This window comes from Aquabacterium sp., assembly GCF_049317225.1.
Lineage (GTDB): Bacteria > Pseudomonadota > Gammaproteobacteria > Burkholderiales > Burkholderiaceae_C > Aquabacterium.
Genome location: NZ_JBMOIR010000010.1, coordinates 1 through 24,394, shown reverse-complemented (window position 1 = coordinate 24,394; position 24,394 = coordinate 1). Strand labels below are relative to the sequence as shown.

Sequence of the window (24,394 nt, the reverse complement as noted above, 5' to 3'; positions counted from 1 at the left end):
ACCCAGCCTGCGACGCCCCCTGCAGCAGCAGACAACAGGCGAGCGCCAACACGCGACAACAGCCACGAATCAGTTGTATCCACGATAACCAGTAGGCTTAAGTTAGGCCGCGACGTTAGCGACCTGTTGTGTCAAGCGATAGCCTGCACCCCGAACGGTTTCAATCAGCTGTGCGCGCTGCACGGGCGTCAAGGCCTCGCGCAGACGTTTGACGTGCACATCGACCGTACGTTCTTCAATGAAAACATGGTCGCCCCAGACCCGGTCCAGCAGCTGCGCACGACTATGAACGCGCTCAGGATGGGTCATGAAGAAGTGCAGCAACTTGAACTCGGTTGGGCCGATCTTCACTTCCTGATCACCGCGACTCACACGACGAGTGGCAGGGTCGAGCTTCAGGCCTGCGATCTCCACAGCAGAATCCAGTGCCTGGGGCGCCTTGCGACGCAACACGGCCCGAACCCGAGCCATCAACTCCTGCGTGGAGAATGGCTTGGTCAGGTAGTCGTCGGCGCCCGCATCCAGCCCGGCAACCTTGTCGGTCTCTTCTGCTCGGGCTGTCAGCATGATGATGGGCAGGTCTTTGGTGCGGGCGACACCACGCCAGCGCTTGGCAATGCTCAAGCCCGATTGGCCCGGCAGCATCCAGTCCAGCAGGACCAGATCTGGCAACACCTTGTCGACCTCGGTCTGTGCCTCGTCAGCGTTGTGCGCCACGGCTACATCAAACCCTGCGTGACGCAAGTTCAGCGCAATCAACTCGGCAATCGCGAACTCATCTTCAACGACCAGCACTCTGCTCATAGATCGCTCCCGATCAATTACTTGATGATGGACTCAACCGCCTCAGGCGAGTTGTGACGCACATCGGTCCCCTTGACGATGTAGATCACTTGCTCAGCCAGGTTCTTTGCATGGTCACCCACACGCTCAATGGCCTTGGCCACAAACACCAAGTCGATCGACGCCGAAATGGTGCGGGGGTCTTCCATCATGTAGGTGATGAGCTTGCGCATCAGACCGTCAAACTCTGCATCGATCTCGTTGTCACTCTTGATCACTTCCAGTGCTGTGCGAATATCCAGACGGGCAAATGCATCCAGGGACTTGCGCAACGATGCAGTGGCCAACGACGCCTCAAACGACACGTCCGACACGGGCAAGCGTAAGCGGCTTGACACACCGGTGTTGATCAGGCGTTGTACCGTGCGGGCCACGCGGGCGGCCTCATCACCGACACGCTCGAGGTTGCCAATCGTTTTGGAGATGGCAATGAGCAGGCGCAGGTCGCGTGCAGTTGGCTGACGACGGGCGATGATGGTCGACAAGTCGGCGTCGATCTCCATCTCCATTTGGTTCACGCGTTCTTCCTGGACCAGGATGCGACTGGCCAGATCACCATTGAAATGGGTCAGTGCCTCCATGGCTTGTGCCAACTGGGATTCCACCAGGCCGCCCATTTCCAGCACACGGGTCGAGATGCCGCTCAGTTCGTTGTCAAACTGGCTGGACAAGTGTTTTTCAGTCATCGCCCTATCCTTCACTTGATGTTGTTGGTTTTATATCGCGTGTGCATCAACCGAAACGACCGGTGATGTAGTCCTCGGTCTCGGTGCGCTTGGGCTTCATGAAGATGTCCGTGGTGGCGCCGAATTCAATCAACTCGCCCAGATACATATAGGCGGTGTAATCCGAGCAACGCGCCGCCTGCTGCATGTTGTGGGTCACGATCAGGACGGTGTAGTCGTCCTTGAGTTCGTGAATGAGTTCTTCCACCTTGCCGGTCGAAATGGGGTCCAGCGCGGAGCATGGTTCGTCAAGCAGCAGCACTTCGGGCTTGATGGCAATGCCGCGGGCAATGCACAGACGTTGCTGTTGACCACCCGACAAGCCCGAACCCGACTGGTTCAGCTTGTCCTTGACTTCGTTCCACAGTGCAGCCTTTTTCAAGGCCCACTCCACGCGCTCATCCATCTCGGTGCGAGACAGGTTTTCGAACAGGCGCACGCCGAACGCGATGTTCTCGTAAATCGACATCGGGAACGGGGTGGGCTTCTGGAAGACCATGCCCACGCGTGCGCGAATCAGCGACACATCTTCCTTCGACGTCAGGATGTCCTGCCCGTCCAGCAGGATCTGCCCTTCCGCGCGCTGCTCAGGGTAGAGCTCGAACATGCGGTTGAAGGTGCGCAGCAGGGTCGACTTGCCACAGCCGGAGGGACCAATGAAAGCCGTCACGCGGTTTTCGGGCAATTCCATGTTCACGTTCTTCAACGCGTGGAACTTGCCGTAGTAGAAGTTCAGATTGCGAACGGCCAACTTGGCCTTGTTGGCGGTGGGGTTGGAAACCTTGGCGTCCATGAGATGGATCTCCGTCAATATCTTTGAGCCGCGCCGATCAGCGCTGGCGGAACATGGTTCGAGCGATGATGTTGAGCACCAGGACACCCACGGTGATCAGGAAGACGCCAGCCCATGCCAGCTTCTGCCAGTTCTCATACGGGCTCATCGCAAACTTGAAAATGGTGACCGGCAGGCTGGCCATGGGTTGCCCCAGATCAGCCGACCAGAACTGGTTGGACAGGGCCGTGAACAGCAACGGAGCCGTCTCACCCGAGATACGGGCCACTGCCAGCAGGATGCCGGTGATCACGCCTGCACGGGCTGATTTCAGCGTGATGGTCATGATCACGCGCCACTTGGGCGTGCCCAGTGCATAGGCTGCTTCCCGCAACGCATGCGGCACCAGCGACAGCATGTTTTCAGTGGTGCGAATGACCACCGGCACCACGATCAGGGCCAAGGCCAACACACCGGCCCATGCCGAGAAGGTGTGCATGCGTGCCACGACCACCGAATAGATGAACAGGCCCACCACGATGGAAGGTGCCGACAGCAAGATGTCGTTGATGAAGCGCGTGGCACTGCCCAGCCAGCCGCGCTCTCCATACTCTGCGAGGTAGATGCCAGCCATGACACCCACGGGTGTACCGATCAGCGTGGCCAAGCCCACCATCAGGAAGGACCCAGCAATCGCATTGGCCAGCCCCCCCTCTTCTTGTGGCGGCGGGGTCATCTGGGTGAACGTGGTCCAACCCAGGCCATCCAGCCCCAGCTTGACCGTCTCGAACAAGATCCAGATCAGCCACACCAGACCGAAGGCCATGGCCAGCAGAGACATGGTCAGCGCAATCGCGTTGATGCGCTTGCGCGACGCGTACTTGCGCGCACGGATTGTTTGGATGTCAGCGCTCATGAACGCGCTCCTTCATTTTTCTTCAGTCGGGACAGCAGCACCTTGGAGAAGGCCAGCACCACGAAGGTGATGAAGAACAGAATCAGACCCAGATAGATCAACGAGGCTTGATGCAAACCTTCATTGGCTTCGGCAAACTCGTTGGCCAAAGCAGACGTGATGCTGTTGGCCGCTTCGAACACCGACAGCGAGTTCAGCTGGTTCATGTTGCCGATCACAAAAGTGACGGCCATTGTTTCGCCCAGTGCACGCCCCAGACCCAACATGACACCACCAACCACACCGGTCTTGGTGTACGGCAGCACGACCTTCCAGACCACCTCCCATGTGGTTGAGCCCAGCCCGTAGGCCGATTCCTTCAGCAATGGAGGCGTGACTTCAAACACGTCACGCATCACCGAGGCGATGAAAGGAATGATCATGATGGCCAGGATGACACCGGCCGACAGGATGCCGATCCCCACGGGGGGACCCGAGAAAAAGGCACCCAGGAATGGCACCCCTTGCGTCAGGCTCTGCAGAGGCTGCTGCACATAGGTCGACAAAATGGGCCCGAAGACCAGCAAGCCCCACATGCCGTACACGATCGACGGCACCGCGGCCAACAATTCCACTGCGATCCCCAGCGGGCGCTTCAACCAAGAGGGCGACAGTTCGGTCAGGAACAAGGCAATACCAAAGCTGACCGGCACAGCAATCAGCAAGGCAATGAACGAGGTCATCAAAGTGCCGTAGATCATCACCAGGCCACCGAACTGCTCCTGCACAGGGTCCCATTCGGTACGCCACAGGAAGCTCAGGCCATAGGCCTGGATGGCGGGCATGGCGCCCAGCACCAGAGAAATCAGAATCCCGACCAGCAAGGCCAGGGTCATGAAGGCCGCACCGCGGGCCAACATGGCAAAAACCGCGTCAGCCCAAGGGGCCTGTACGCGACGAGAGGGAGGAGTTGTCATGGGGCGGCGTTTCGCATCTCGCGAGGTTACTGTTGCGGCATCACTCATGCCAGCAGGGAGTATGGCGGTCATCGAACGCCTCCATGGAGAAGTGCTTCCAAAATCATCAGTCAAAGCCTGACCGGGCGAGCAGCAATCAGATGCAGCCCGCCCGTTCAGAGGCAATTACTTGTACGAAACCGTCTTGCCGGCGGTGTCGGTGATCGACGCCCATTGCTTGCGGACCAGATCCTTCACCGATGCGGGCAGTGGCACGTATTCCAGATCTGCGGCAGTCTTGTCACCGGTCACATAAGCCCATTCAAAGAACTTCAGTGCTGCGGCGGCCTGAGCTGGCTTATCTTGCGACTTGTGCATCAGGATGAACGTGGCGCCGCTGATGGGCCAGGCATTCTTGTCAGCCTGATTGGTCAGGATCTGATAGAACGACTTGTTCCACTCGGCGCTGGCTGCAGCGGCCTTGAAGTTGGTGTCATCAGGCTGCACGAAGTTGCCAGCGGCATTCTTCAGAGCCACGTGCGACATCTTGTTTTGCTTGGCATAGGCGTATTCGACATAGCCGATCGAGTTGGGCAGGCGTTGGACGAAAGCCGACACGCCTTCGTTGCCCTTGCCGCCGGCACCGGTGGGCCAGTTCACAGCGGTACCTTCACCAACTTTGGCCTTCCACTCAGCGTTCACCTTAGACAGGTAGTTCGTGAAAATGAAGCTGGTGCCCGAACCATCGGCGCGGCGCACCGGTGCGATGGGCGCATCAGGCAAAGCCAAGCCAGGATTCAGCGCCACGATGGCGGGGTCGTTCCACTTGGTCACTTTGCCCAGGTAGATGTTGCCCAGCACTTCGCCCGTCAACTTCAGTTGACCGGGCTGGATGCCCTTCACGTTGACCACAGGCACCACGCCGCCAATCACCGTGGGGAACTGGATCAGACCGTCCTTGGCCAGTTCGTCGTCCTTCAAAGGCATGTCGGATGCACCGAAGTCCACCGTCTTGGCCTTGATTTGCTTGATGCCGGCGCCAGAACCAACGGACTGGTAATTGATGCGCACACCGGTCGCGGTGTTGTAACCGGCCGCCCACTTGGCGTAAACGGGAGCGGGGAATGTGGCGCCCGCGCCGGTCACATCCTGGGCCAACACTGCACCCGACATCACGGCCAGCGCGACGGCTGCTGCGGTGCGAATCATCTTGAAGCTCATGAGTACGCCTTTCTTGTCAAAACTAATGACAGTCAGAATTTGGTCAAGGCAGACTTTATGAGTCGATTGTGACGGCCATGTGACAAACAAGAAGAAGCTGTCACAAATGACTCGCCGCGCTCAAATTGGTGTTTGTGACAGCATCCGTCACCATCTCGTCACCAATTCGTCACGGTTGATTTCTATCGTGTCGGCATTACTTCTGTAAGTCATATAGCTGAACGCGGAGACCTAGATGAAACTGATCCCTCGCCACCACCTGATTCTGGCCGCAGTCCTGGCAACGGCCCTGAACATCACAGGCTGTGCCAACACTCAGGTGGCCAATGGGCCTGTGACGTTGAGCGCCACCATTGCTGCTGAGCAGGAACTGAGCACATTTAACAAACTGGCCCAAGACTCTGGCTTGGCGGCACAACTCGGCGCTAATGGTCCTGTTACCATCTTTGCCCCTAGCGATGCCGCGTTCAAGGCCCTGCCCGCAGAAACCTTGAGCAAGCTCAGCAAAGATCCTGAAGCGCTGAAGAATCTGCTGAACTTCCACATCGTGCAAGGCGTGATCAAGTCGACCGACATCACCGGCAGCAGCACAAAGGAAACACTGCAAGGCGCGAAGATCAGCATCTCAAAGGCTGGCGACTTTGTGACCGTGGAAGACGCCATGGTCACCTCGGCAGACAAGGTTGCCACCAACGGTGTCATCCATGTCATCGACACCGTTCTGACCCCACCCAAAAAGAAATAACTGCAAACGCGCTGTCATCCAATAAAAAAGCCGGCCCATGTGGCCGGCTTTTTCATGCCCAATCAGATCAAGCCGTGACGGCGTCTGCGAGTTTCTGCGCCGACACATCAGCCAGCGTTTGATCCTGAGCCTCTACCATCACCCGAAGGAGGGGCTCGGTCCCAGATGCCCGGATCAAAACGCGCCCCTTCCCCTCCAGCTCTGAGGCGACCTCGCGCTGAACCTCTGCCAACTTGGCATTGCTCTTCCAGTCTTGCCCTGGTTGGAGCCGCACGTTAATCAAGCGCTGAGGAAACAGGGAGACACCGTCCAGCCAATCTGTCACAGACTTTTTGCTGCGTACCACCGCCTGCAAAACTTGCAGCGCACTGACGATGCCGTCTCCAGTGGTATGGCGATCCAACGCCAAGAGGTGCCCGGACCCCTCTCCACCAAGTTGCCAGCCGCGCGCAGTCAACTCCTCCAGCACATACCGGTCGCCCACCTTGGCGCGAACAAACTCGATGCCTTTCGACTGCAGCGCCAGTTCCACGGCCATGTTGGTCATCAATGTGCCTACAGCCCCCTTGACGGCTTCGCCCTGAGCCAGGCGGTCGGCAACCATCACATACAAAAGCTCGTCGCCGTTGTACAAACGCCCCGAGGCGTCAACCAATTGCAGTCGATCGGCATCCCCGTCGAGGGCAATGCCGTAGTCTGCCTTGTGCTCTTGCACGGCTTTTATCAGCGCCTCAGGGTGCGTTGCACCCACGCCTGCATTGATGTTCAGCCCGTCCGGGGCGCAACCGATCGATATGACCTCCGCGCCAAGCTCGTGAAACACAGCCGGGGCAACCTGATACGCCGCGCCGTGGGCGGCATCCACCACGAGCTTCAAGCCGCGCAGCGACAGATGAGGCGCAAAAGTGGCCTTGCAAAACTCGATGTAGCGTCCCCGTGCATCTTCAATGCGGCGCGCACGCCCCAACGTGGCCGAGTCCACCCAACGTGGCGCATCCTGCAAGGCCGACTCCACATCCAATTCCCACTGATCGGGCAACTTTTCGCCCTGTGCAGAAAAGAACTTGATGCCGTTGTCACCAAAGGGGTTGTGCGAGGCGCTGATCACCACGCCCAGGCTCAGGCGCAAAGCCCGCGTCAGGTAAGAGACGCCCGGAGTCGGCAGCGGACCGGTCAACAACACATCCACGCCAGCCGACGAAAAACCGGCTTCCAACGCAGATTCGAGCATGTAGCCGGATATCCGCGTGTCCTTGCCAATCAACACGGTGGGACGCGCCTCGTTTCGGCGCAAAACCTGCCCGACCGCATGGCCCAGTCGCAACACGAAATCAGGGGTGATGGGAGATTGGCCCACGGTACCGCGAATACCGTCTGTGCCGAAGAATTGTCGAGACATGTCAGCGAACGCTTCTGTAATTTCAAGTCAATCGGTGGATTGTCGCGCGAATTGCCGCATCAACCCGGCAATCCGGCTGCAGCCCATACTTTGAGGACATCGACCGTTGCGCCAACATCGTGAACCCGCACAATGTGCGCGCCCCGCTGAACACCGGCCAAGGCCGCTGCAAGGCTGGCCGCCAATCGGTCGCCCACCGGCTTGCCGGTGATGTGCCCAAGCGTGGACTTGCGCGACCACCCGATCAGCAAGGGGTAACCCAGGGCAAGCAAACGGCTCTGCTCCCTCAACAACAGCAAGTTATGTTCGGGAGTCTTGCCAAAGCCGATGCCGGGATCCAGCGCAATGTGTGCGGAAGGCAAACCTACATCCAGACAGGCTTGCACTCTGGACGCCAAATAAGCGAACACCTCACTTACCACGTCGGGGTACGACGGGCGATCTTGCATGGTCTGCGGCGTGCCCTGCATGTGCATCAGGCACACCCCGCATTGCGGATGACGCGCCACGGCCTCGATGGCGCCAGGCGCTTCCAAGGCACGGACATCGTTGATGATGTCGACTCCCATGTCGAGCGCGCGCACCATGACCTCCGGCTTGCAGGTATCGACCGATATCGGAACTCCCAGGGCCAGAGCCCCCTGGAGCACTCCCGCCACACGCCGCCATTCCTCTTCCACAGGAACGGTGGGCGACCCCGGACGGGTCGACTCCCCCCCAATGTCCAGCATGTCGGCGCCCTCACGCAGCAGTTGCTCGCAATGCGCCAAGGCGTCTGCCGTCTGGTTGTGGCGCCCGCCGTCCGAAAACGAGTCCGGCGTGACATTGACGATGCCCATCACCTTGGGCGAACTCAGGTCAATCTGAAAGCGTGTGGTGTGCCAAAACATCTGGATCCCGCATGAAAAAACGGGGCCGAAGCCCCGTTGGTGATGCTGCGACAGCGATCAGACCGCAGCAGGCGCGCCGTCTGCGCTCATCGGAGGCTTGGCGCCCCCGTTGTTGCGATTGCTGGGGGGCGTCCAATCCTTCGGGGGACGGGGCTCACGGCCAGCCATGATGTCGTCAATTTGCTCGGCATCGATGGTTTCCCAATCCAGCAAGGCCTTTGCCATCGTGTGCATCTTGTCCTGGTTGTCTTCAATGAGCTTGCGCGCAATGGCGTACTGCTCATCGATGATCTTGCGGATCTGCTTGTCCACCTTTTGCATGGTCTCTTCAGACATGTTGGTGGTCTTGGTGATCGATCGACCCAGGAAAACTTCACCTTCGTTGTCGGCGTACACCATGGGGCCAAGTTCATCGGTCATGCCGTAACGGGTCACCATGTCACGCGCGATGGCCGTGGCACGCTCGAAGTCGTTCGATGCACCGGTGGTCATCTGGTTCATGAACACTTCTTCAGCAATTCGACCACCGAACAGCACCGAGATGGTGTCCAGCATGCGACTCTTGTCCATGCTGTAACGATCGCCTTCGGGCAACTGCATGGTCACACCCAGCGCGCGACCACGCGGGATGATGGTGACCTTGTGCACAGGGTCGGTCTTGGGCAGCAGGCGAGCCACCAGCGCATGACCAGCTTCGTGGTATGCGGTGTTCTTGCGCTCTTCCTCTGGCATGACCATGGACTTGCGCTCGGGGCCCATCATGATCTTGTCCTTGGCCTTTTCGAAGTCCTGCATTTCCACCACGCGACCGTTGCGACGCGCAGCGAACAAAGCCGCTTCGTTCACCAAGTTGGCCAAGTCAGCACCCGAGAAACCGGGGGTGCCACGGGCCAAGATATCGACCTTGATGTCCTGACCGACCGGCACCTTGCGGATGTGGACGTTCAGGATTTGCTCACGGCCGCGCACATCGGGCAGGGTCACATAGACCTGGCGGTCGAAACGACCGGGGCGCAGCAGGGCCGGATCCAGGATGTCAGGACGGTTGGTGGCCGCGATCACGATCACGCCCAGATTGGTCTCGAAACCATCCATCTCGACCAGCATCTGGTTAAGGGTCTGCTCGCGTTCGTCATTGCCGCCGCCCAAGCCGGCACCACGGTGACGACCGACCGCGTCGATTTCGTCGATGAAGATGATGCAAGGTGCATTCTTCTTGGCTTGTTCGAACATGTCACGGACGCGCGAGGCGCCGACACCGACGAACATTTCCACGAAGTCGGAACCCGAGATCGTGAAGAACGGAACTTTGGCTTCGCCAGCGATGGACTTGGCCAGCAGGGTCTTACCCGTACCGGGAGGGCCGACCATCAGCACGCCGCGCGGAATCCGCCCGCCCAGCTTCTGGAACTTTTGGGGGTCACGCAGGAAGTCCACCAATTCTTTGACTTCTTCCTTGGCTTCATCGCAACCGGCCACATCTGCGAAGGTCACGCTGTTGTTCGTGTCATCAAGCATGCGTGCACGGCTCTTGCCGAAGCTGAATGCCCCACCCTTGCCGCCGCCCTGCATCTGGCGCATGAAGTAGATCCACACGCCGATCAGCAGCAGCATCGGACCCCAGGAAATGAGCAGGCTCATGATGAGCGAAGGCTCTTCGCGGGGCTTGACGTCGAACTTGACGCCGTTGTTGATGAGGTCGCCCACGAGGCCGCGGTCCAGATAGGTCGCGGTACTGCGGATGCGCTTGTCATCCGTGGTGGTAGCAATGATTTCTGTGCCGCCATTGCCTTCTTGCAAGGTGACGTTCTTGATGCGCTTGGCACGGACCTCCTCCAGGAAGTCGGAGTAGCCGATCTGACTACCACCCGTGCTGACACGATCGAACTGCTTGAACACGGTGAACAACACCAGTGCCACAACCAGCCAGACTGCAATCTTGGAGAACCATTGATTGTTCACCGCGGCTCCTTAAACCCATTCAAACCTGTCTGGGCTGATGCGGACGCATCTCCCGACCCAAACAGCTATCGAAAACCTCATCGACCTTGCGAAATTGAAAAAAATCTGCAAGGTCTTCGCGGTATGTGGGGATGATTCTAGACGAGTCAAGAGTAGCCCTGCTCGCCTCATACCCCTTATCTGCCCCGGTTTTCCAGGGCATAAACACCGCGATCAAGAAAATTCATCGCCCCTTCAGACCGATGCCGACCAAGAAAGTTTCAGCAGATTTGTCTCGGGACGCTTTGGGCTTGATTGGTTTCACGATGCGGAAGTTCGCCTTGAACATTTCAACCAGTTGGTTGTACCCGCTGCCATGGAAGACCTTGCAGACCAGCGCACCGTCTTTCTTGAGGTGATGCTGGGCGAAATCGATGGCCAGTTCGATCAGATGTTCGATGCGCGCGGCGTCTGACACCTGAATCCCGCTGAGATTGGGAGCCATGTCCGAGATCACCACGTCAACGGGGCGATCACCCACTGCGGCCTGCAATTGCTGCAGGACTTCTTCTTCGCGGAAGTCTCCCTGAATGAAGTTCACACCTTCAACGGGTTCAAAATCGAGCAAATCCAGCGCGATGATGGTGCCGTTCAATTCACCCACTGCCGCGCCACCGGTACCCGCATCCTTGGGGGCGAACTTGCGTCGGACGTACTGGCTCCAGGCGCCTGGGGCCGCACCCAAGTCGACGACCAACTGCCCGGGCTTGATCAGATGGAGCGCCTCGTCAATTTCCTTGAGCTTGTAGGCGGCACGCGATCGAAAGCCTTCTTTTTGTGCAAGACGCACGTAGGGATCGGTCACATGGTCGTTCAACCATGCCTTGTTGACCTTTTTACTTTTGGTTTTGACTTTCATGGTTGGATAATAGCGGTATGCCTGCAATTCAATTGACTACCTCCGAGCGCCGCGCACTGCGCGCTGACGCCCACCATCTGGATCCGGTCGTGATGATCGGTGGCGATGGCTTGACTCCTGCCGTCCTCAAGGAAACCGATGCCGCACTCAAGGCCCATGGCCTGATCAAGGTTCGTGTTCTGGGCGACGACCGCGCCAACCGCGAAGAAATCTTCGCGCAAATGTGCGACCAACTCAACGCAGCCCCCATTCAACACATCGGCAAACTGCTGGTGTTGTGGCGCCCGATTCCCGAAAAGGTGAGCGCTGAACCTAAGGAAGGCCGAGGCGCTGCGCCTCGCGAAGTGAAGATTCTGAAGTTCTCCAAGAGCGGCTTGCGCCGCCCTGAGATCAAAAAGGTTCAGGTGATGGGCAACCAACGTGTGACCGCTGGCGGCTTGATCAAGCGCGCCAAGAAGCGCGTTGCGAGCAAAAAGCCAAGCTGATTCCCGAACGGGTTTCGTCCATGCCACACGCCCACTTGGGCGATGTGGCATTTTTTATTGGGTTTGGCGCCAGGCCAGCACGCCAATCAGCAGGGCTTTTACCCAATAGAGGGATGAGGAAATCCCATGTAAGGCACCGAACGACAGTGTGGTCGCCTGCCCGGCTTTGGCGGTTTCGATCAACGGGTGCAAGACGAACTCACCCATGATCGTCAAAAACAGCGCACCCAATGCCAGCAAGAGCGTTGCACTCACGGCGCTGGCCGATTGCCCTGCCTCGACCGCATCGCGCACCCTGCGGCGCTCCAGCAAGAAGATCAGCACCGCGAACACGAAACTGACGCGGGCTTCGATGGAGAACATGCGTCCTGCCCCGAGCCCCGCAGCCTGACGCTCCAGCACGCTGAACAGCGCCGGAGCCGCCAAGCCACCGACCGTCAAGACCATGCCAGCCCACAGCGTGGCCAGCAAGGTTTGAATGCGAGTCAACTTCATCGTCAGATATAGCGGACTTCGATGATTTCGTAGTTGCGCTCGCCACCGGGGGCTTGCACCACGGCCACGTCGCCCGCTTCTTTGCCAATCAGCGCGCGCGCGATCGGCGAGCTGATCGAAATCAGGCCGTGCTTCAGGTCGGCTTCGTCGTCACCCACGATCTGGTACGTCACGATGTCGCCAGTGGCTTCGATTTCCATCTCGACCGTGGCGCCGAACACGACCTTGCCACCAGCGTCCAGCTCGGAGGGGTCGATGATCTTGGCAGCCGACAGCTTGCCTTCGATCTCGTTGATACGACCTTCGATGAAGCCCTGTTTGTCCTTGGCGGCGTCGTACTCTGCGTTTTCCGACAGGTCACCTTGAGCACGGGCCTCGGCGATGGCTTGGACCACGGCAGGACGCTCAATGTGCTTGAGACGCTGCAACTCTTCCTTGAGCTTTTCGGCGCCGCGCTTGGTGATAGGAATTGTGGACATGGTTTTGTCTCGCAAAATAAACCGAGCCGCGTCCCAGGCACCACCTTGCGGTGGAGAGAGGGCGCGGCCCGTGGATGTGTCAGGGTGCCTCGGGTGCCGCAGCACCCGGGGCTAAGCGCACAGTTTAGTGCAGTTTGGCGTGCAGTTCTTGCAGCGAATAAACGGTCAGGTCTGCCTGATGCTTCATCGCTTCCACCGCTGCTTCACAACCAGCCATGGTCGTGTAGTAGGTGATCCGGTTGGCCAGTGCGGCCTGACGGATGCTGCGCGAATCGGCAATTGCCGTGCGGGTTTCGTCCACGGTGGTGAACACCAGCTGGATTTCACCGGCCTTGATCGCATCAGAGATGTGCGGACGGCCATCCTTCACCTTGTTGACCGGCTTCACAGGGATACCAGCCGCCGCAATGGCTGCAGCAGTACCCTTTGTGGCCACCACGCTGAAGCCCAGATCGATCAGATCCTTGGCCACAGCCACGGCACGCGCCTTGTCACCATCCTTGACGGAGATGCACACGGTCCCCTTGGTCGGCAGACGTGAACCCGCGCCCAACTGCGACTTCAGCATGGCTTCGCCGAAGGTTTCGCCCACGCCCATGACTTCGCCGGTCGAACGCATTTCAGGGCCGAGGACGGGGTCCACGCCTGGGAACTTGTTAAACGGGAAAACGGCTTCCTTGACCGTGAAGTAAGGCGGCACGACTTCGCGAGGTGCTTGGCCGTCAGGCGACTTCTGGGTCGACAGCTTTTGACCAGCCATGCAACGCGCGGCGATCTTGGCCAGAGGCTGACCGGTGGCCTTGGACACGTACGGCACGGTGCGCGAGGCACGCGGGTTCACTTCCAGCACGTAGACCGTCGCGTCGTTCAGACCCTTGGTCACATCGCCCTGGATGGCGAACTGCACGTTCATCAGACCCACCACGTTGAGGGCCTTGGCCATCAGCGCGGTCTGGCGACGCAACTCATCTTGGAGTTCGGCGCTCAGGGTGTAAGGAGGCAGCGAGCAAGCAGAGTCACCGGAGTGAACGCCAGCCTGTTCGATGTGCTCCATGATGCCGCCGATCATGGTGTCGGTGCCATCAGCAATACAGTCCACGTCGACTTCGACCGCGTCGTTCAGGAAGCGGTCCAGCAGCACAGGCGACTTCTCGGAGACACGAACCGCTTCGCGCATGTAGCGCTCCAGGTCCTTGTCACCGTGCACGATTTCCATCGCACGACCACCCAACACGTAAGACGGACGCACCACCAGCGGATAGCCAATCTCGTTGGCCAGCTTGATGGCTTCGTCTTCAGCGCGAGCGGTGCGGTTAGGCGGCTGCTTCAGGCCCAGCTTGTGCAGCAGCGCCTGGAAGCGCTCGCGGTCTTCCGCGATGTCGATGCTGTCAGGCGTGGTGCCGATGATGGGCACGCCATTGGCTTCGAGGTCCAGCGCGAGCTTCAACGGGGTTTGACCGCCGTACTGAACGATCACGCCAACCGGCTTTTCCTTGGCCACGATTTCCAGCACGTCTTCCAGGGTGACGGGCTCGAAATACAAACGGTCCGAGGTGTCGTAATCGGTCGACACGGTTTCCGGGTTGCAGTTGACCATGATGGTCTCGTAGCCGTCTTCGCGCATCGCGAGGGCAGCGTGGACGCAGCAGTAGTCGAACTCAATACCTTGACCGATGCGGTTCGGGCCACCGCCCAGCACCATGATCTTCTTCTTGTCGGTCGGATCGGCTTCGCACTCGCCGCCTTCGTTCTCGTAGCACGAGTACATGTAGGCGGTTTGGGTGGCGAACTCGGCAGCGCAAGTGTCCACCCGCTTGTACACAGGACGCACGCCCAGAGCGTGACGGGCCTTGCGCACAGCGTGCTGGTCGGTGCCCATCAGCTTGGCCAAGCGGCGATCCGAGAAGCCCTTCTTCTTCAGATAGCGCAACTCTTCAGCCGACAGCGATTCCAGCTTGCGCGCCTTGACTTGCTCTTCGGTCTTGATGATGTCTTCGATCTGAGCCAGGAACCAGGGGTCCACCTTGGTCTCTTCGAAGACTTCATCCAGGGTCATGCCCAGACGGAAGGCGTCACCCAAGAACAGGATGCGCTCGGGACCGGCGTTACCGATCTCTTCGATCACTTCATCCTTGTCGGTGCTGCGCTCGGTCAGACCGTCGATGCCGGTTTCCAGACCACGCAGGGCTTTCTGGAAGGATTCCTGGAAGGTGCGACCCATGGCCATCACCTCACCCACAGACTTCATCTGAGTGGTCAGACGGTTGTCGGCGGCGGGGAACTTCTCGAAAGCGAAACGAGGGATCTTGGTGACGACGTAGTCAATCGACGGCTCGAACGAGGCCGGGGTGGCGCCACCGGTGATGTCGTTCTTCAGCTCGTCGAGGGTGAAGCCCACAGCCAGCTTGGCCGCGATCTTGGCAATCGGGAAGCCGGTTGCCTTGGAAGCCAGTGCCGACGAACGCGACACGCGGGGGTTCATTTCGATCACGATCATCCGGCCGTTGTCGGGGTTGATCGAGAACTGCACGTTCGAACCGCCAGTTTCCACACCGATTTCGCGCAGGATGGCGATCGATGCGTTACGCAGCAGTTGGTATTCGCGGTCGGTCAGGGTCTGGGCTGGTGCCACAGTGATCGAGTCACCGGTGTGGATGCCCATGGGGTCCAGGTTTTCGATCGAGCAAACGATGATGGCGTTGTCCGCTTTGTCGCGAACCACTTCCATTTCGTACTCTTTCCAACCGATCAGGGATTCTTCAATCAGCAACTCGTTGGTCGGAGAAAGGTCCAGACCACGCTTGCAGATTTCTTCGAATTCTTCAGGGTTGTAGGCAATGCCACCGCCGGTGCCGCCCAGCGTGAAGCTGGGGCGAATGACCATGGGGAAGCCGGATCCACCGATTTCGGCCTGAATGCGCTTTTGCACAGCCCAGGCTTCTTCCATGCTGTGGGCAATGCCCGACTTGGCGGAGTCCAGACCAATCTTGGTCATGGCTTCCTTGAACTTCTGGCGGTCTTCGGCCTTCTCGATCGCGTGCTCGTTGGCACCGATCATTTCAACCTTGTACTTGTCCAGCACGCCATGCTTGTGCAGATCCAGTGCGCAGTTCAGCGCGGTCTGGCCACCCATGGTGGGCAGGATCGCATCGGGGCGCTCTTTGGCGATGATGCGCTCTACCACTTGCCACGTGATGGGCTCAATGTAGGTGACGTCGGCCGTGTTCGGGTCGGTCATGATGGTCGCAGGGTTGCTGTTGACCAGAATGACCTTGTAACCCTCTTCACGCAGGGCCTTACAGGCTTGGGCGCCAGAGTAGTCAAATTCACAGGCCTGACCGATGATGATCGGGCCGGCACCAATGATCAGGATGCTTTTAATGTCTTGACGCTTAGGCATTCTTCTTCTCCATCAATGCCACGAAGCGATCGAACAGATAGCTGATGTCATGCGGTCCGGGCGAGGCTTCAGGGTGACCCTGGAAGCAGAAAGCGGGTTTGTCGGTACGGGCCAGGCCTTGCAGCGTGCCATCGAACAAAGAGATGTGCGTGGCGCGCATGTTGGCGGGCAGCGTCTTGGCGTCCACAGCGAAACCGTGGTTCTGGCTGGTGATGCTCACGCGTCCGGTGTCCAAGTCCTTCACGGGGTGGTTGCCGCCGTGGTGGCCGAAAGGCATCTTGTAGGTCTTGGCGCCAGAGGCCAGGGCCATGATCTGGTGACCCAGGCAAATCCCGAAGGTGGGGATGCCGGTTTCGATCAGTTCCTTGGCTGCGGCAATGGCATAGTCGCAAGGCTCGGGGTCCCCGGGGCCGTTGGACAGGAAGATGCCATCGGGGTTGTACTTCAGCACTTCGGCCGCAGGCGTCTTGGCAGGCACCACGGTGACCTTGCAGCCGCGCTCGGCCAGCATGCGCAGGATGTTGCGCTTCACGCCAAAGTCGTAAGCCACAACGTGGAACTGGGCGTTTTCAACCTTGCCAAAGCCAGGCTTGCCGTCCAGCTGAGGGTTGATCAGCTTCCACTCGGTTTCGGTCCATTCGGCCACGTCGTTGCGGGTGACCACTTGGGCCAGATCCTGGCCAGCCATGCTGGGTGCTGCCTTGGCCTTGGCCACGGCATCGGCGATGACGGCGTCAGTGATCTTCTCGCCAACAGTCAGCGCAACGATGCAACCATTTTGTGCACCCTTGGTGCGCAAAATGCGGGTCAGCTTGCGTGTATCGATGTTGGAGATACCAACCGTGCCTTCGGCTTGCAGGTACTGCGACAGCGTTTGGTTCTGGCGGAAGTTGGAAGTGCGGATGGGCAGATCCTTGATGATCAGACCAGCGGCATGGACTTTCGAGGCTTCGACGTCTTCACCGTTCACGCCATAGTTACCGATGTGCGGATACGTCAGCGTGACGATCTGCTTGCAGTAGCTCGGGTCGGTGAGGATCTCTTGGTAGCCGGTCAAAGAGGTGTTGAACACCACTTCGCCAACTGTGTGACCGGCAGCGCCGATCGAAGTGCCTAGAAAGACCGTGCCGTCTGCGAGGGCCAGAAGAGCTTGGGGCAGTACGGGCAGCACGGGTTCATTCTCCGTTTGTTGTGCGCGCCCAGCTCTGCCCTCGTGACGCCGCACTCTGCTGAAGCTGAGCGCGCGCGTGACAGGTCGAGTCCAGTTAAGGAAACGTTCGGGGTTTCGCTAGGCGGGGATGGTTGCGGGTAAACCTTAGGAGTATAACCGAAGAGCGGGCTTTCCGCAGCCTTAGGGTGGGAACGCATGGCATATAGATGCCATTTGGTTCACACTCTGACAGTACTTTGTCTATCTTCACCTTCGGCAAAGGCCGCAGATACGAAAGGTTCACCATGAAGGGCGATGCACGTGTGATCGAGTTGCTGAACGCGCAACTGAAAAACGAATTGACTGCAACCAATCAGTACTTTCTGCACTATCGGATGCTGAAGCACTGGGGCTTCAGCAAGCTCGCCAAGAAAGAGTACGAAGAGTCGATCGGCGAGATGAAGCATGCCGACATGCTGATGGAGCGGATCTTCACGCTGGATGGCCTACCCAATCTGCAAGACCTCGGCAAACTACTGATCGGGGAGGACGTCCCCGAGATTCTCGAGTGCGACTTGAAATTGGAGACTGCCGCGCAGGCAACTGTGAAGGAAGGTATTGCGCACTGCGAGGCGGTACGCGACTACGTCTCCCGAGACATTTTCCAGAAAATTCTGGATGACACCGAGGAGCACATCGACTTTCTGGAAACGCAGATCGACCTCCTGACCAAGGTCGGCGTCCAGAACTATCTGCAGTCCATCATGGGTGATATCCCAACTTGATGCGCGACCACTGTTTACATGCAAATCATTCGCATTTAGAATGTGCGCATCGAAACGCTGTGGGGCCCCCATGATTGTTTGTGTCTGCAACCGCATCTCCGATCGCGAAATCACGCGGCGCGCGCAACAAGGCTGCTCGTCTTTTGATGAGTTGCAGATGGAGACCGGCGTGGCGACATGTTGTGGTCGTTGTGAGGACTGTGCACGAACTGTCTTTGATGACGCTTCCAGCCGAGGGTGGCAACGTCTCGATCTCAAGCCCTCCCTCATGCTGGCCTCAGCGGCTTGATGCACCGCCCTCCTTTCGGTATTTGTTCACCCAAACTCCAATCAACTCAGCACAGCATTTGTCCGATATCCGAAGCAAGTGGCCGACTCAAGCGGCAGAAGCGAGGATGTCATGGCTTCACAATTCTTTTCTGACAGCCAATCGCCCTCAGGGGCAAGCAACGCGGTGCGCTGCAAGCCGTCGGGGCGACTGGCGAGGCCAACCTTCAATGGCTCACGACTGAGTGTCGTGCCCGATTCGTCTAGCTCAGTCGAAGCACGCCGCACTCATACGCCACCACCTCCATTGCGTAGAAAGCCAGATCCAGTCTGGTTGAAATGGCCCAAGATGTTCTGGCGCTGGGTTCGAGACCTGGAACACCTGCCATCCACACTCCCTCCCCTGTCGGGCCTGGCTGGCGTCAAGGCTCAGTTTGAGCGTGCACTGTGGGACCTTCAGTCGGCTCAGGCAGATGAGGTCAGGGACAGCATTGCCGTGTCACGCTCACTGAGGGAGCTCTGGCACTTGCGCCCAGCCGTATTTCGCGTTGTCGCGCTTCACAGAGGGCAGATGGAAGCGCAAAAACGACTGGATGCACTGGACATGGTTTTCCCGATTCGTCCTCAAGAGATCACCAACCCAGCCTCCTGCGGGTCCGTTAAATCAACGACTTGGTGATGAAATTTAATGCTGTCACTGCGCATTTGACGCAGGCGTTGTTGCACAATGACGGGCTGAAACGCCGACAGCCCCATGAACATCATCATTCTTGACGATTACCAGGACGCCGTACGCAAACTCCATTGCGCGTCCAAATTGGATGGGCTTTCCGCCAAAGTCTTCACCAACACCGTCAAAGGCACCGGCCAGTTGGCCATCCGCCTGCGAGATGCTGAAGCTCTTGTGCTGATTCGCGAGCGCACCCACCTTCCCAAGGCACTTCTGGAAAAGCTGCCGAAGCTTCGCCTGATCTGTCAGACCGGCAGAGCGGGTGACCACATTGATATTGATGCATGCACAAGGTTGGGGATCGCCGTGGCAGAAGGCGCTGGTGACCCTGTTGCGCCAGCAGAGTTGACGTGGGCGCTGGTGATGGCATCCATGCGGCGCTTGCCCCAGTACATTGGCAACCTTAAGCACGGCGCCTGGCAGCAGGCGGGACTGAAGTCGGCCTCCATGCCAACCAATTTCGGCGTCGGCATGCTTTTGCGCGGCAAGAATCTGGGCGTATGGGGCTATGGCCGAGTCGGGCGACTGGTGGCAGGCTACGGCAAGGCATTTGGCATGCACGTGACCGTTTGGGGAAGTGAGCGCGCCAGAAATGAGGCCTTGGCCGACGGGTACATGGCAGCAGAAAGCCGTGAGGCTTTTTTTGCCGAGTCCGATGTGTTGAGCATTCACCTGCGCCTCAGTCACGACACGCGCGGCATCGTGACGCTGGAAGATTTAGCGCGCATGAAGCCCACCGCACTGCTGGTCAACACCTCCCGCGCAGAATTGGTGCAAGACGGCGCCTTGGTCGCAGCGCTCAACCGTGGGCACCCCGGCATGGCGGCAGTGGATGTGTTTGAAAGTGAGCCCATTCTCCAGGGGCACCCGTTGCTGCGCCTAGAGAATGCTGTTTGCACACCGCACATTGGCTTCGTCGAGCAGGATCACTACGAGCATTTGTTCAGCGAGGCCTTCGATAACCTGCTGAACTACATCGCTGGCAAGCCAACCAACATCCTGAATCCCGAGGCCCTTCGCGTCCCGCACTAAGGCAGCCAGACGTGGAGCTTGAACGAACGCGGTCCTCTGCGAGCATGGCTCGCATCCGCTGGAGTTTGCTGGCGGGCAACTTTGTGATTGGGTGCGGTGTCATGGTTGTGGGCGGAACGCTCAACGATCTGACCATGGATCTGGACATCACAGTCGCCACTGGCGGTCAATTGATCGCCATTGCGGCCATGATGATGGGGGGCGGCGCCCCCATATTGGCAGGGCTGATATCGCGTATTGATCGGCGTGCACTGCTTTGCTGGGCCATGATTTGGTACGGTATAGGGCATGCTCTTTGTGCGATGGCGCCCACCTACCAATGGTTATGGCCCATTCGGGCGCTAACTGTTCTGTCTGCAGCGGTGTTCACACCCCAGGCGGCGGCAGCCATGGGCTATATGAGCACCCCCGCACACCGTGGGCGGGCGATCACGTTCGTTTTCATGGGGTGGTCGATTGCATCCGTCGTCGGCATGCCCATGGCAGCGTGGATCGGTGAGCGGCTTGGCTGGCGCATCGCCATGTGGTTGATCGCCGCTAGCGCAATAGCAGTTGCATGGCTGATTCATCGTCACGTCCCGACCGGTATTCGCCCCCCTGCCTTGTCTTGGCGCGCCTGGCGCAAAGTCCTGACATCACCACTGCTGATGGCTGTCGTCCTCGTGACGGCATGTCAGAGCGCAGGGCAGTACTCCCTGCTAGCTTATGCCGCCCCCTATTACAAGTACGACTTTGGCGCCAGTCCGGAGCAGATCAGCTTGATGTTTGCCTGGTTTGGCTCGTTGGCCTTGGGGGGCAATCTGTTGCTCAATCGCATGGTCGACCGCGTGGGCGCTGCCCCTGCGGTGACCTTGACTTTGGGACTGATGGCCATCAGTTTGCTGATCTGGCCTTTGGCGCACACACTGCCAGCTCTGGCGCTGGTTTTCATCCCCTGGGCTTTGAGCGGCTTTGCCACCAACTCTGGACAGCAAGCCCGATTGGGCGGTTTGTCACCCAGGTTGGCTCCCGCGCTCATGGCACTGAACACATCCGCCATTTACCTGGGGCACGCCATGGGTGCATCGGGCGGCGGATGGGTACTCGATCATCATGGCTACAGCCAGTTGCATTGGCTCAGCCTGACATGGATGATGGTAGCGCTGAGCTTGAGTGGCTGGGCTTGGTCCGTGCAGCAGCGTCGAGATGCAGCACTGCTACAGCGATCTCCGTGATCAAGCCATGCGCTGACGACGAGCTTCGTAAAGGCACACGCCGCTGGCCACGGACACATTGAGGCTGTCCACCGAGCCCATCATGGGAATGCTGACCAAGTCATCGCAGTTCTTGCGGGTCAGTTGGCGCATGCCATCGCCCTCAGCGCCCAGCACAATCGCCGTAGCGACCTTGAGGTCCACGTCATAGAGACCGTGTGGCGCATCATCAGACGTACCAATGATCCAGATGTCCCGCTCTTTCAATTCCTTGAGCGTACGGGCCAGATTGGTCACCATGAAGTAAGGAACCGTCTCGGCTGCACCGCTAGCCACCTTGGCGACGGTAGCATTGATGCCCACAGCGTGGTCCTTCGGCGCAATCACCGCATGAGCCCCCGCGCCGTCTGCAACGCGCAAGCAGGCGCCCAGATTGTGCGGATCCGTCACGCCATCCAGTACCAGCAGCAGTGGTGGCTCAGTCAAAGAATCGAGCAGGTCGTCCAACGAGCGCGCCTGCTGCACCACTTCAACACGGGCCACAACGCCTTGGTGTCGATGGGTGCCGCACAGTTTTTGCAGGTGATCGTCATCGCTTTCGATGACTTTCAGTCCTGCCTCTTCGACCTTGGCGAGAAACTGCTTCATCCGCTGATCGCGCCGAGACGCGTCAACATGCAATTCACGAATGGTTTTAGGCGCAACCTTCAGGCGTACGGTAACGGCATGGAAGCCAAATAGCAGTTTCAGACTCATGCGAGCATCCTAACCGCTCAGGCGCCCCGCATTGATCTGAATTCGCGCATGACAGCGTTCAGCAATGCCCAGATCGTGCGTCACCAGTACCAGTGTGGTGCCAGCCTCAGCGTTGAGCTTGAACATCAGATCCATGATGTTTTGCCCGGTTGCATGGTCCAGACTGCCCGTTGGCTCGTCGGCCATCAAAATATCCGGCCGAACGACAAAGGCGCGCGCGAGGGCAACACGTTGCTGTTCTCCACCGGACAAGAGCGCGGGCTTGTGCTCAAGACGTTGCCCCAAACCCACGTGGATCAACATGGCCTCGGCCTTGGCCTTGGCTTGTTTGTCACCCCGCAATTCCAGCGGAAGCATCACGTTTTCAAGCGCGGTCAGATGACCGATGAGTTGAAAACTCTGAAAAACGAAACCAACGTGTCGGGCTCGGTGAGCAGCGCGCTCGTCTTCAGTCATCGCATACAGGGCGCGACCACACAGCCAAACCTCGCCATCGGTGGGTGTATCCAGCCCCGCCAACAGAGACAGAAGTGTGCTTTTGCCAGAGCCGGACGCCCCCACAATCGCAACCGTCTCACCGCGTGGGATTTGGAGATCGATGTCGTGCAAGATGGTCAACTCACCTGTAGAGTCACCCACGCGCTTACCCAACCGTTTGGCGACGAGGGCATGACTGTCCATCAAATCATGCTGGGTGGTGTTGATATTCATGTGCTGCGCATTAAGGGTCCGGTCAGATGAACTTTACGCGACGCGTCGCTCTTTCGCTCTTTTGGGGACTTGCCTGGGGCTCGCAAGCCCGGGCCAACACCAGGTCAGGAAAAAAGATCCTGATCTTGGGTGACAGTCTGTCTGCCGAGTATGGGTTGCCTCGTGGTGCGGGATGGGTGGCTTTGCTATCGGCCCGACTGAAGGCTGAGCGCCCGAACTGGCAGGTTGAAAACGCCAGCATCAGCGGTGAAACGACTTCTGGCGGGCAGGCTCGGTTGCAAGCTTTGCTGCAGGCGCATCAGCCGTCGGTGGTCGTCATTGAGTTGGGCGCGAACGATGCGCTCAGGGGCTTGGCGCTAACCAGCACGCGCCAAAACCTGCAAAACATGATTGAGGCCTCAGTCCGCCAAGGTGCGCGCGTTGTACTGGTGGGCATGCAGATGCCCCCCAACTTCGGCAAGCGGTACACACAGGATTTCGCCGCGATGTACGCCGACTTGGCAAAAACAACCAAGTGCGCACTGGTGCCGTTTTTCTTGAAGGGCATCGCCGACCGCCCCGATGCGAGCAAATGGTTCCAGGCCGATGGCATTCACCCAACGGCTGCAGGCCACCCCATTTTGCTGGACAACGTGTGGCCTGCTCTCAAGCCATTACTTCTTGGGCGCTAGGCCTGCCCCGAGGCTCCCCATCAGCGTCTCGGCCTGTTTGCTCATTTGCTGCTGCATTTGCGCAAACATTTGCTGGGTTTGCTCTATGTAGCCGCCCATGAAGTTTTGCATCAGCGGGTTTTGCTGGAGGTTGGCCACGGAGTTCTCTGCCAACCGCCCCTGCAAGTCGATGAAGGACTGGATGTTCTGCTCCAGATAGTTCCCCATCAACCCTTGCATGGTGTGGCCGTAAAAACGGATGATCTGAGCCAAGGCCTGCGTTGAGAACATGGGCACCCCGGCGGTTTCTTCTTCCAGAATGATCTGCAAGAGGATGCTGCGGGTCAGGTCTTCACCGCTTTTGGCGTCCAGCACCACGAATTGCTGACAAGCCAGCACCATGTCCTTCACGTCAGCCAGCGTGATGTAGCTGCTGGTCTGCGTGTCGTACAGGCGTCGATTGGGGTACTTCTTGATCGATCGGACGCTACCAGCACTGGCGCCCGACTGCGCACCCTGCTCCGTCGATTCGGCGGAGGTTGAAGGTTCTGCTTCTTTGCGGGTGGACTTTCGTGGCGTTACGCTCATGAGCTGCTCCTGTGTTCTCGAAGCATTGTAGGAGGGGATTCAGCGACTGAATTCTCTAAGCGCCACGAGCCGCGCAGAACTCAACAAATTGAGCGCACAAAGGAAGAAACCGCCTTGTGGGCGGTTTCTTCACTTTTTCCAGAGGTCCCGGGGTCGGGGGCTGGATTGGGGGGTAATCAATGACTGAAATTATATCTTATATAAGACATTACCCTAACCCGATCCAGAGACCGATCCGCAGTGAGGCAACAAAAAAGCCGATCGGCTGACGCTGATCGGCTTTTCTACCAAATCTGGTAGGCGCGATTGGATTCGAACCAACGACCCCCACCATGTCAAGGTGGTGCTCTAACCAACTGAGCTACGC

Annotated in this window: 24 protein-coding genes; 7 read left to right on the top strand and 17 right to left on the bottom strand. The window is 58.7% G+C overall.

All coding sequences use genetic code 11. The features are described from left to right. Positions 1-102: 102 nt before the first annotated feature. From phoB to pstS, 6 genes are all read right to left on the bottom strand, one after another. Complete coding sequence (gene phoB / locus ACOYNB_RS08510) at positions 103-804, bottom strand: phosphate regulon transcriptional regulator PhoB (RefSeq protein WP_422838668.1); 702 nt, start codon at positions 802-804, stop codon at positions 103-105. A gap of 17 nt (positions 805-821) precedes the next feature. Next, on the bottom strand, positions 822-1,529 hold the full coding sequence (phoU, locus tag ACOYNB_RS08505) for a phosphate signaling complex protein PhoU (protein ID WP_374256007.1): 708 nt from the start codon (positions 1,527-1,529) through the stop codon (positions 822-824). Between the two features lie 46 nt (positions 1,530-1,575). After that, complete coding sequence (gene pstB, locus ACOYNB_RS08500; RefSeq protein WP_420817498.1) at positions 1,576-2,361, bottom strand: phosphate ABC transporter ATP-binding protein PstB; 786 nt, start codon at positions 2,359-2,361, stop codon at positions 1,576-1,578. 37 nt (positions 2,362-2,398) lie between these two features. Beyond that, positions 2,399-3,256 carry a phosphate ABC transporter permease PstA gene (pstA, locus tag ACOYNB_RS08495; RefSeq protein ID WP_422838667.1) on the bottom strand — a complete coding sequence of 286 codons (858 nt, stop codon included), beginning with the start codon at positions 3,254-3,256 and terminating at the stop codon, positions 2,399-2,401. Continuing rightward, positions 3,253-4,212 (bottom strand): phosphate ABC transporter permease PstC, encoded by a 960-nt coding sequence (pstC, locus tag ACOYNB_RS08490; RefSeq protein WP_422838666.1) that lies wholly within the window; start codon positions 4,210-4,212, stop codon positions 3,253-3,255. The genes pstA and pstC overlap by 4 nt, the downstream gene beginning before the upstream one ends. A gap of 165 nt (positions 4,213-4,377) precedes the next feature. Then, the gene (gene pstS, locus ACOYNB_RS08485; protein ID WP_422838665.1) at positions 4,378-5,412 is read right to left on the bottom strand and encodes a phosphate ABC transporter substrate-binding protein PstS; all 1,035 of its coding nucleotides are present in this window, start codon (positions 5,410-5,412) and stop codon (positions 4,378-4,380) included. A gap of 235 nt (positions 5,413-5,647) precedes the next feature. Here pstS and ACOYNB_RS08480 point away from each other — a divergent pair, with 235 nt between their 5' ends. Continuing rightward, positions 5,648-6,157 (top strand): fasciclin domain-containing protein, encoded by a 510-nt coding sequence (locus ACOYNB_RS08480; RefSeq protein WP_422838664.1) that lies wholly within the window; start codon positions 5,648-5,650, stop codon positions 6,155-6,157. Between the two features lie 67 nt (positions 6,158-6,224). On the opposite strand, the gene glmM is transcribed toward ACOYNB_RS08480, so the two are convergent. The 4 genes from glmM to ACOYNB_RS08460 all read right to left on the bottom strand — a co-directional run bounded on the left by glmM (position 6,225) and on the right by ACOYNB_RS08460 (position 11,306). Further along, positions 6,225-7,556 (bottom strand): phosphoglucosamine mutase, encoded by a 1,332-nt coding sequence (glmM, locus tag ACOYNB_RS08475; protein ID WP_422838663.1) that lies wholly within the window; start codon positions 7,554-7,556, stop codon positions 6,225-6,227. 59 nt (positions 7,557-7,615) lie between these two features. Beyond that, positions 7,616-8,446 carry a dihydropteroate synthase gene (gene folP / locus ACOYNB_RS08470; protein ID WP_422838662.1) on the bottom strand — a complete coding sequence of 277 codons (831 nt, stop codon included), beginning with the start codon at positions 8,444-8,446 and terminating at the stop codon, positions 7,616-7,618. Between the two features lie 57 nt (positions 8,447-8,503). Further along, positions 8,504-10,408, bottom strand: a complete 1,905-nt coding sequence (gene ftsH, locus ACOYNB_RS08465; RefSeq protein ID WP_422838661.1) for an ATP-dependent zinc metalloprotease FtsH — start codon at positions 10,406-10,408, stop codon at positions 8,504-8,506. A 223-nt stretch (positions 10,409-10,631) separates the two neighbouring features. Next, complete coding sequence (locus tag ACOYNB_RS08460; protein ID WP_422838660.1) at positions 10,632-11,306, bottom strand: RlmE family RNA methyltransferase; 675 nt, start codon at positions 11,304-11,306, stop codon at positions 10,632-10,634. 17 nt (positions 11,307-11,323) lie between these two features. Here ACOYNB_RS08460 and ACOYNB_RS08455 point away from each other — a divergent pair, with 17 nt between their 5' ends. Then, entirely contained in the window at positions 11,324-11,791 is a 468-nt protein-coding gene (locus ACOYNB_RS08455) for a YhbY family RNA-binding protein (RefSeq protein ID WP_374255990.1), read from the top strand. 54 nt (positions 11,792-11,845) lie between these two features. Here ACOYNB_RS08455 and ACOYNB_RS08450 read toward each other — a convergent pair whose 3' ends face one another. From ACOYNB_RS08450 to carA, 4 genes are all read right to left on the bottom strand, one after another. After that, positions 11,846-12,286, bottom strand: a complete 441-nt coding sequence (locus ACOYNB_RS08450; RefSeq protein ID WP_422838659.1) for a DUF4149 domain-containing protein — start codon at positions 12,284-12,286, stop codon at positions 11,846-11,848. A 2-nt stretch (positions 12,287-12,288) separates the two neighbouring features. Continuing rightward, positions 12,289-12,765, bottom strand: coding sequence for a transcription elongation factor GreA (gene greA, locus ACOYNB_RS08445; protein ID WP_422838658.1), 477 nt, complete (start codon positions 12,763-12,765; stop codon positions 12,289-12,291). 124 nt (positions 12,766-12,889) lie between these two features. Further along, positions 12,890-16,165, bottom strand: a complete 3,276-nt coding sequence (carB, locus tag ACOYNB_RS08440) for a carbamoyl-phosphate synthase large subunit (RefSeq protein ID WP_422838657.1) — start codon at positions 16,163-16,165, stop codon at positions 12,890-12,892. After that, positions 16,158-17,336, bottom strand: coding sequence for a glutamine-hydrolyzing carbamoyl-phosphate synthase small subunit (gene carA / locus ACOYNB_RS08435; RefSeq protein WP_422838656.1), 1,179 nt, complete (start codon positions 17,334-17,336; stop codon positions 16,158-16,160). The genes carB and carA overlap by 8 nt, the downstream gene beginning before the upstream one ends. A 284-nt stretch (positions 17,337-17,620) precedes the next feature. Between carA and bfr the strand changes: the two genes are divergently transcribed. The 4 genes from bfr (at position 17,621) to ACOYNB_RS08415 (ending at position 21,343) form a co-directional block, all read left to right on the top strand. Beyond that, entirely contained in the window at positions 17,621-18,100 is a 480-nt protein-coding gene (bfr, locus tag ACOYNB_RS08430; RefSeq protein WP_422838655.1) for a bacterioferritin, read from the top strand. A 40-nt stretch (positions 18,101-18,140) separates the two neighbouring features. Further along, the gene (locus tag ACOYNB_RS08425) at positions 18,141-18,389 is read left to right on the top strand and encodes a (2Fe-2S)-binding protein (protein ID WP_422838654.1); all 249 of its coding nucleotides are present in this window, start codon (positions 18,141-18,143) and stop codon (positions 18,387-18,389) included. Between the two features lie 732 nt (positions 18,390-19,121). Next, entirely contained in the window at positions 19,122-20,129 is a 1,008-nt protein-coding gene (locus ACOYNB_RS08420; RefSeq protein WP_422838653.1) for a D-2-hydroxyacid dehydrogenase family protein, read from the top strand. A 44-nt stretch (positions 20,130-20,173) separates the two neighbouring features. Continuing rightward, the gene (locus ACOYNB_RS08415) at positions 20,174-21,343 is read left to right on the top strand and encodes an MFS transporter (protein WP_422838652.1); all 1,170 of its coding nucleotides are present in this window, start codon (positions 20,174-20,176) and stop codon (positions 21,341-21,343) included. Here the strand turns inward: ACOYNB_RS08415 and rlmB are convergent, their stop codons facing one another. After that, positions 21,344-22,078, bottom strand: coding sequence for a 23S rRNA (guanosine(2251)-2'-O)-methyltransferase RlmB (rlmB, locus tag ACOYNB_RS08410; RefSeq protein WP_422838651.1), 735 nt, complete (start codon positions 22,076-22,078; stop codon positions 21,344-21,346). Between the two features lie 9 nt (positions 22,079-22,087). Further along, positions 22,088-22,759, bottom strand: a complete 672-nt coding sequence (locus ACOYNB_RS08405; RefSeq protein ID WP_422838739.1) for an ABC transporter ATP-binding protein — start codon at positions 22,757-22,759, stop codon at positions 22,088-22,090. Between the two features lie 155 nt (positions 22,760-22,914). On the opposite strand from ACOYNB_RS08405, the gene ACOYNB_RS08400 reads away from it, so the two are divergent. Continuing rightward, a complete protein-coding gene (locus ACOYNB_RS08400; protein WP_422838650.1) occupies positions 22,915-23,460 on the top strand; it encodes an arylesterase in 546 nt (181 codons plus the stop codon). On the opposite strand, the gene phaR is transcribed toward ACOYNB_RS08400, so the two are convergent. Further along, positions 23,443-24,027 (bottom strand): polyhydroxyalkanoate synthesis repressor PhaR, encoded by a 585-nt coding sequence (gene phaR / locus ACOYNB_RS08395; protein WP_422838649.1) that lies wholly within the window; start codon positions 24,025-24,027, stop codon positions 23,443-23,445. The genes ACOYNB_RS08400 and phaR overlap by 18 nt on opposite strands. Positions 24,028-24,394: the final 367 nt, after the last annotated feature.

Excerpts from the sequence above, each read along its gene's own strand:
- phoB (WP_422838668.1), bottom strand. The coding sequence starts at position 804 with ATGAGCAGAGTGCTGGTCGTTGAAGATGAGTTCGCGATTGCCGAGTTG.
- carB (WP_422838657.1), bottom strand. The coding sequence starts at position 16,165 with ATGCCTAAGCGTCAAGACATTAAAAGCATCCTGATCATTGGTGCCGGC.
- pstA (WP_422838667.1), bottom strand. The coding sequence starts at position 3,256 with ATGAGCGCTGACATCCAAACAATCCGTGCGCGCAAGTACGCGTCGCGC.
- greA (WP_422838658.1), bottom strand. The coding sequence starts at position 12,765 with ATGTCCACAATTCCTATCACCAAGCGCGGCGCCGAAAAGCTCAAGGAA.
- pstC (WP_422838666.1), bottom strand. The coding sequence starts at position 4,212 with ATGACAACTCCTCCCTCTCGTCGCGTACAGGCCCCTTGGGCTGACGCG.
- ACOYNB_RS08480 (WP_422838664.1), top strand. The coding sequence starts at position 5,648 with ATGAAACTGATCCCTCGCCACCACCTGATTCTGGCCGCAGTCCTGGCA.
- ACOYNB_RS08425 (WP_422838654.1), top strand. The coding sequence starts at position 18,141 with ATGTGCGCATCGAAACGCTGTGGGGCCCCCATGATTGTTTGTGTCTGC.
- ACOYNB_RS08420 (WP_422838653.1), top strand. The coding sequence starts at position 19,122 with ATGAACATCATCATTCTTGACGATTACCAGGACGCCGTACGCAAACTC.
- ACOYNB_RS08405 (WP_422838739.1), bottom strand. The coding sequence starts at position 22,759 with ATGGACAGTCATGCCCTCGTCGCCAAACGGTTGGGTAAGCGCGTGGGT.
- ACOYNB_RS08455 (WP_374255990.1), top strand. The coding sequence starts at position 11,324 with ATGCCTGCAATTCAATTGACTACCTCCGAGCGCCGCGCACTGCGCGCT.
- glmM (WP_422838663.1), bottom strand. The coding sequence starts at position 7,556 with ATGTCTCGACAATTCTTCGGCACAGACGGTATTCGCGGTACCGTGGGC.
- ACOYNB_RS08450 (WP_422838659.1), bottom strand. The coding sequence starts at position 12,286 with ATGAAGTTGACTCGCATTCAAACCTTGCTGGCCACGCTGTGGGCTGGC.
- ACOYNB_RS08460 (WP_422838660.1), bottom strand. The coding sequence starts at position 11,306 with ATGAAAGTCAAAACCAAAAGTAAAAAGGTCAACAAGGCATGGTTGAAC.
- phoU (WP_374256007.1), bottom strand. The coding sequence starts at position 1,529 with ATGACTGAAAAACACTTGTCCAGCCAGTTTGACAACGAACTGAGCGGC.
- pstS (WP_422838665.1), bottom strand. The coding sequence starts at position 5,412 with ATGAGCTTCAAGATGATTCGCACCGCAGCAGCCGTCGCGCTGGCCGTG.
- rlmB (WP_422838651.1), bottom strand. The coding sequence starts at position 22,078 with ATGAGTCTGAAACTGCTATTTGGCTTCCATGCCGTTACCGTACGCCTG.
- phaR (WP_422838649.1), bottom strand. The coding sequence starts at position 24,027 with ATGAGCGTAACGCCACGAAAGTCCACCCGCAAAGAAGCAGAACCTTCA.
- bfr (WP_422838655.1), top strand. The coding sequence starts at position 17,621 with ATGAAGGGCGATGCACGTGTGATCGAGTTGCTGAACGCGCAACTGAAA.
- folP (WP_422838662.1), bottom strand. The coding sequence starts at position 8,446 with ATGTTTTGGCACACCACACGCTTTCAGATTGACCTGAGTTCGCCCAAG.
- pstB (WP_420817498.1), bottom strand. The coding sequence starts at position 2,361 with ATGGACGCCAAGGTTTCCAACCCCACCGCCAACAAGGCCAAGTTGGCC.
- ACOYNB_RS08415 (WP_422838652.1), top strand. The coding sequence starts at position 20,174 with ATGGCTCGCATCCGCTGGAGTTTGCTGGCGGGCAACTTTGTGATTGGG.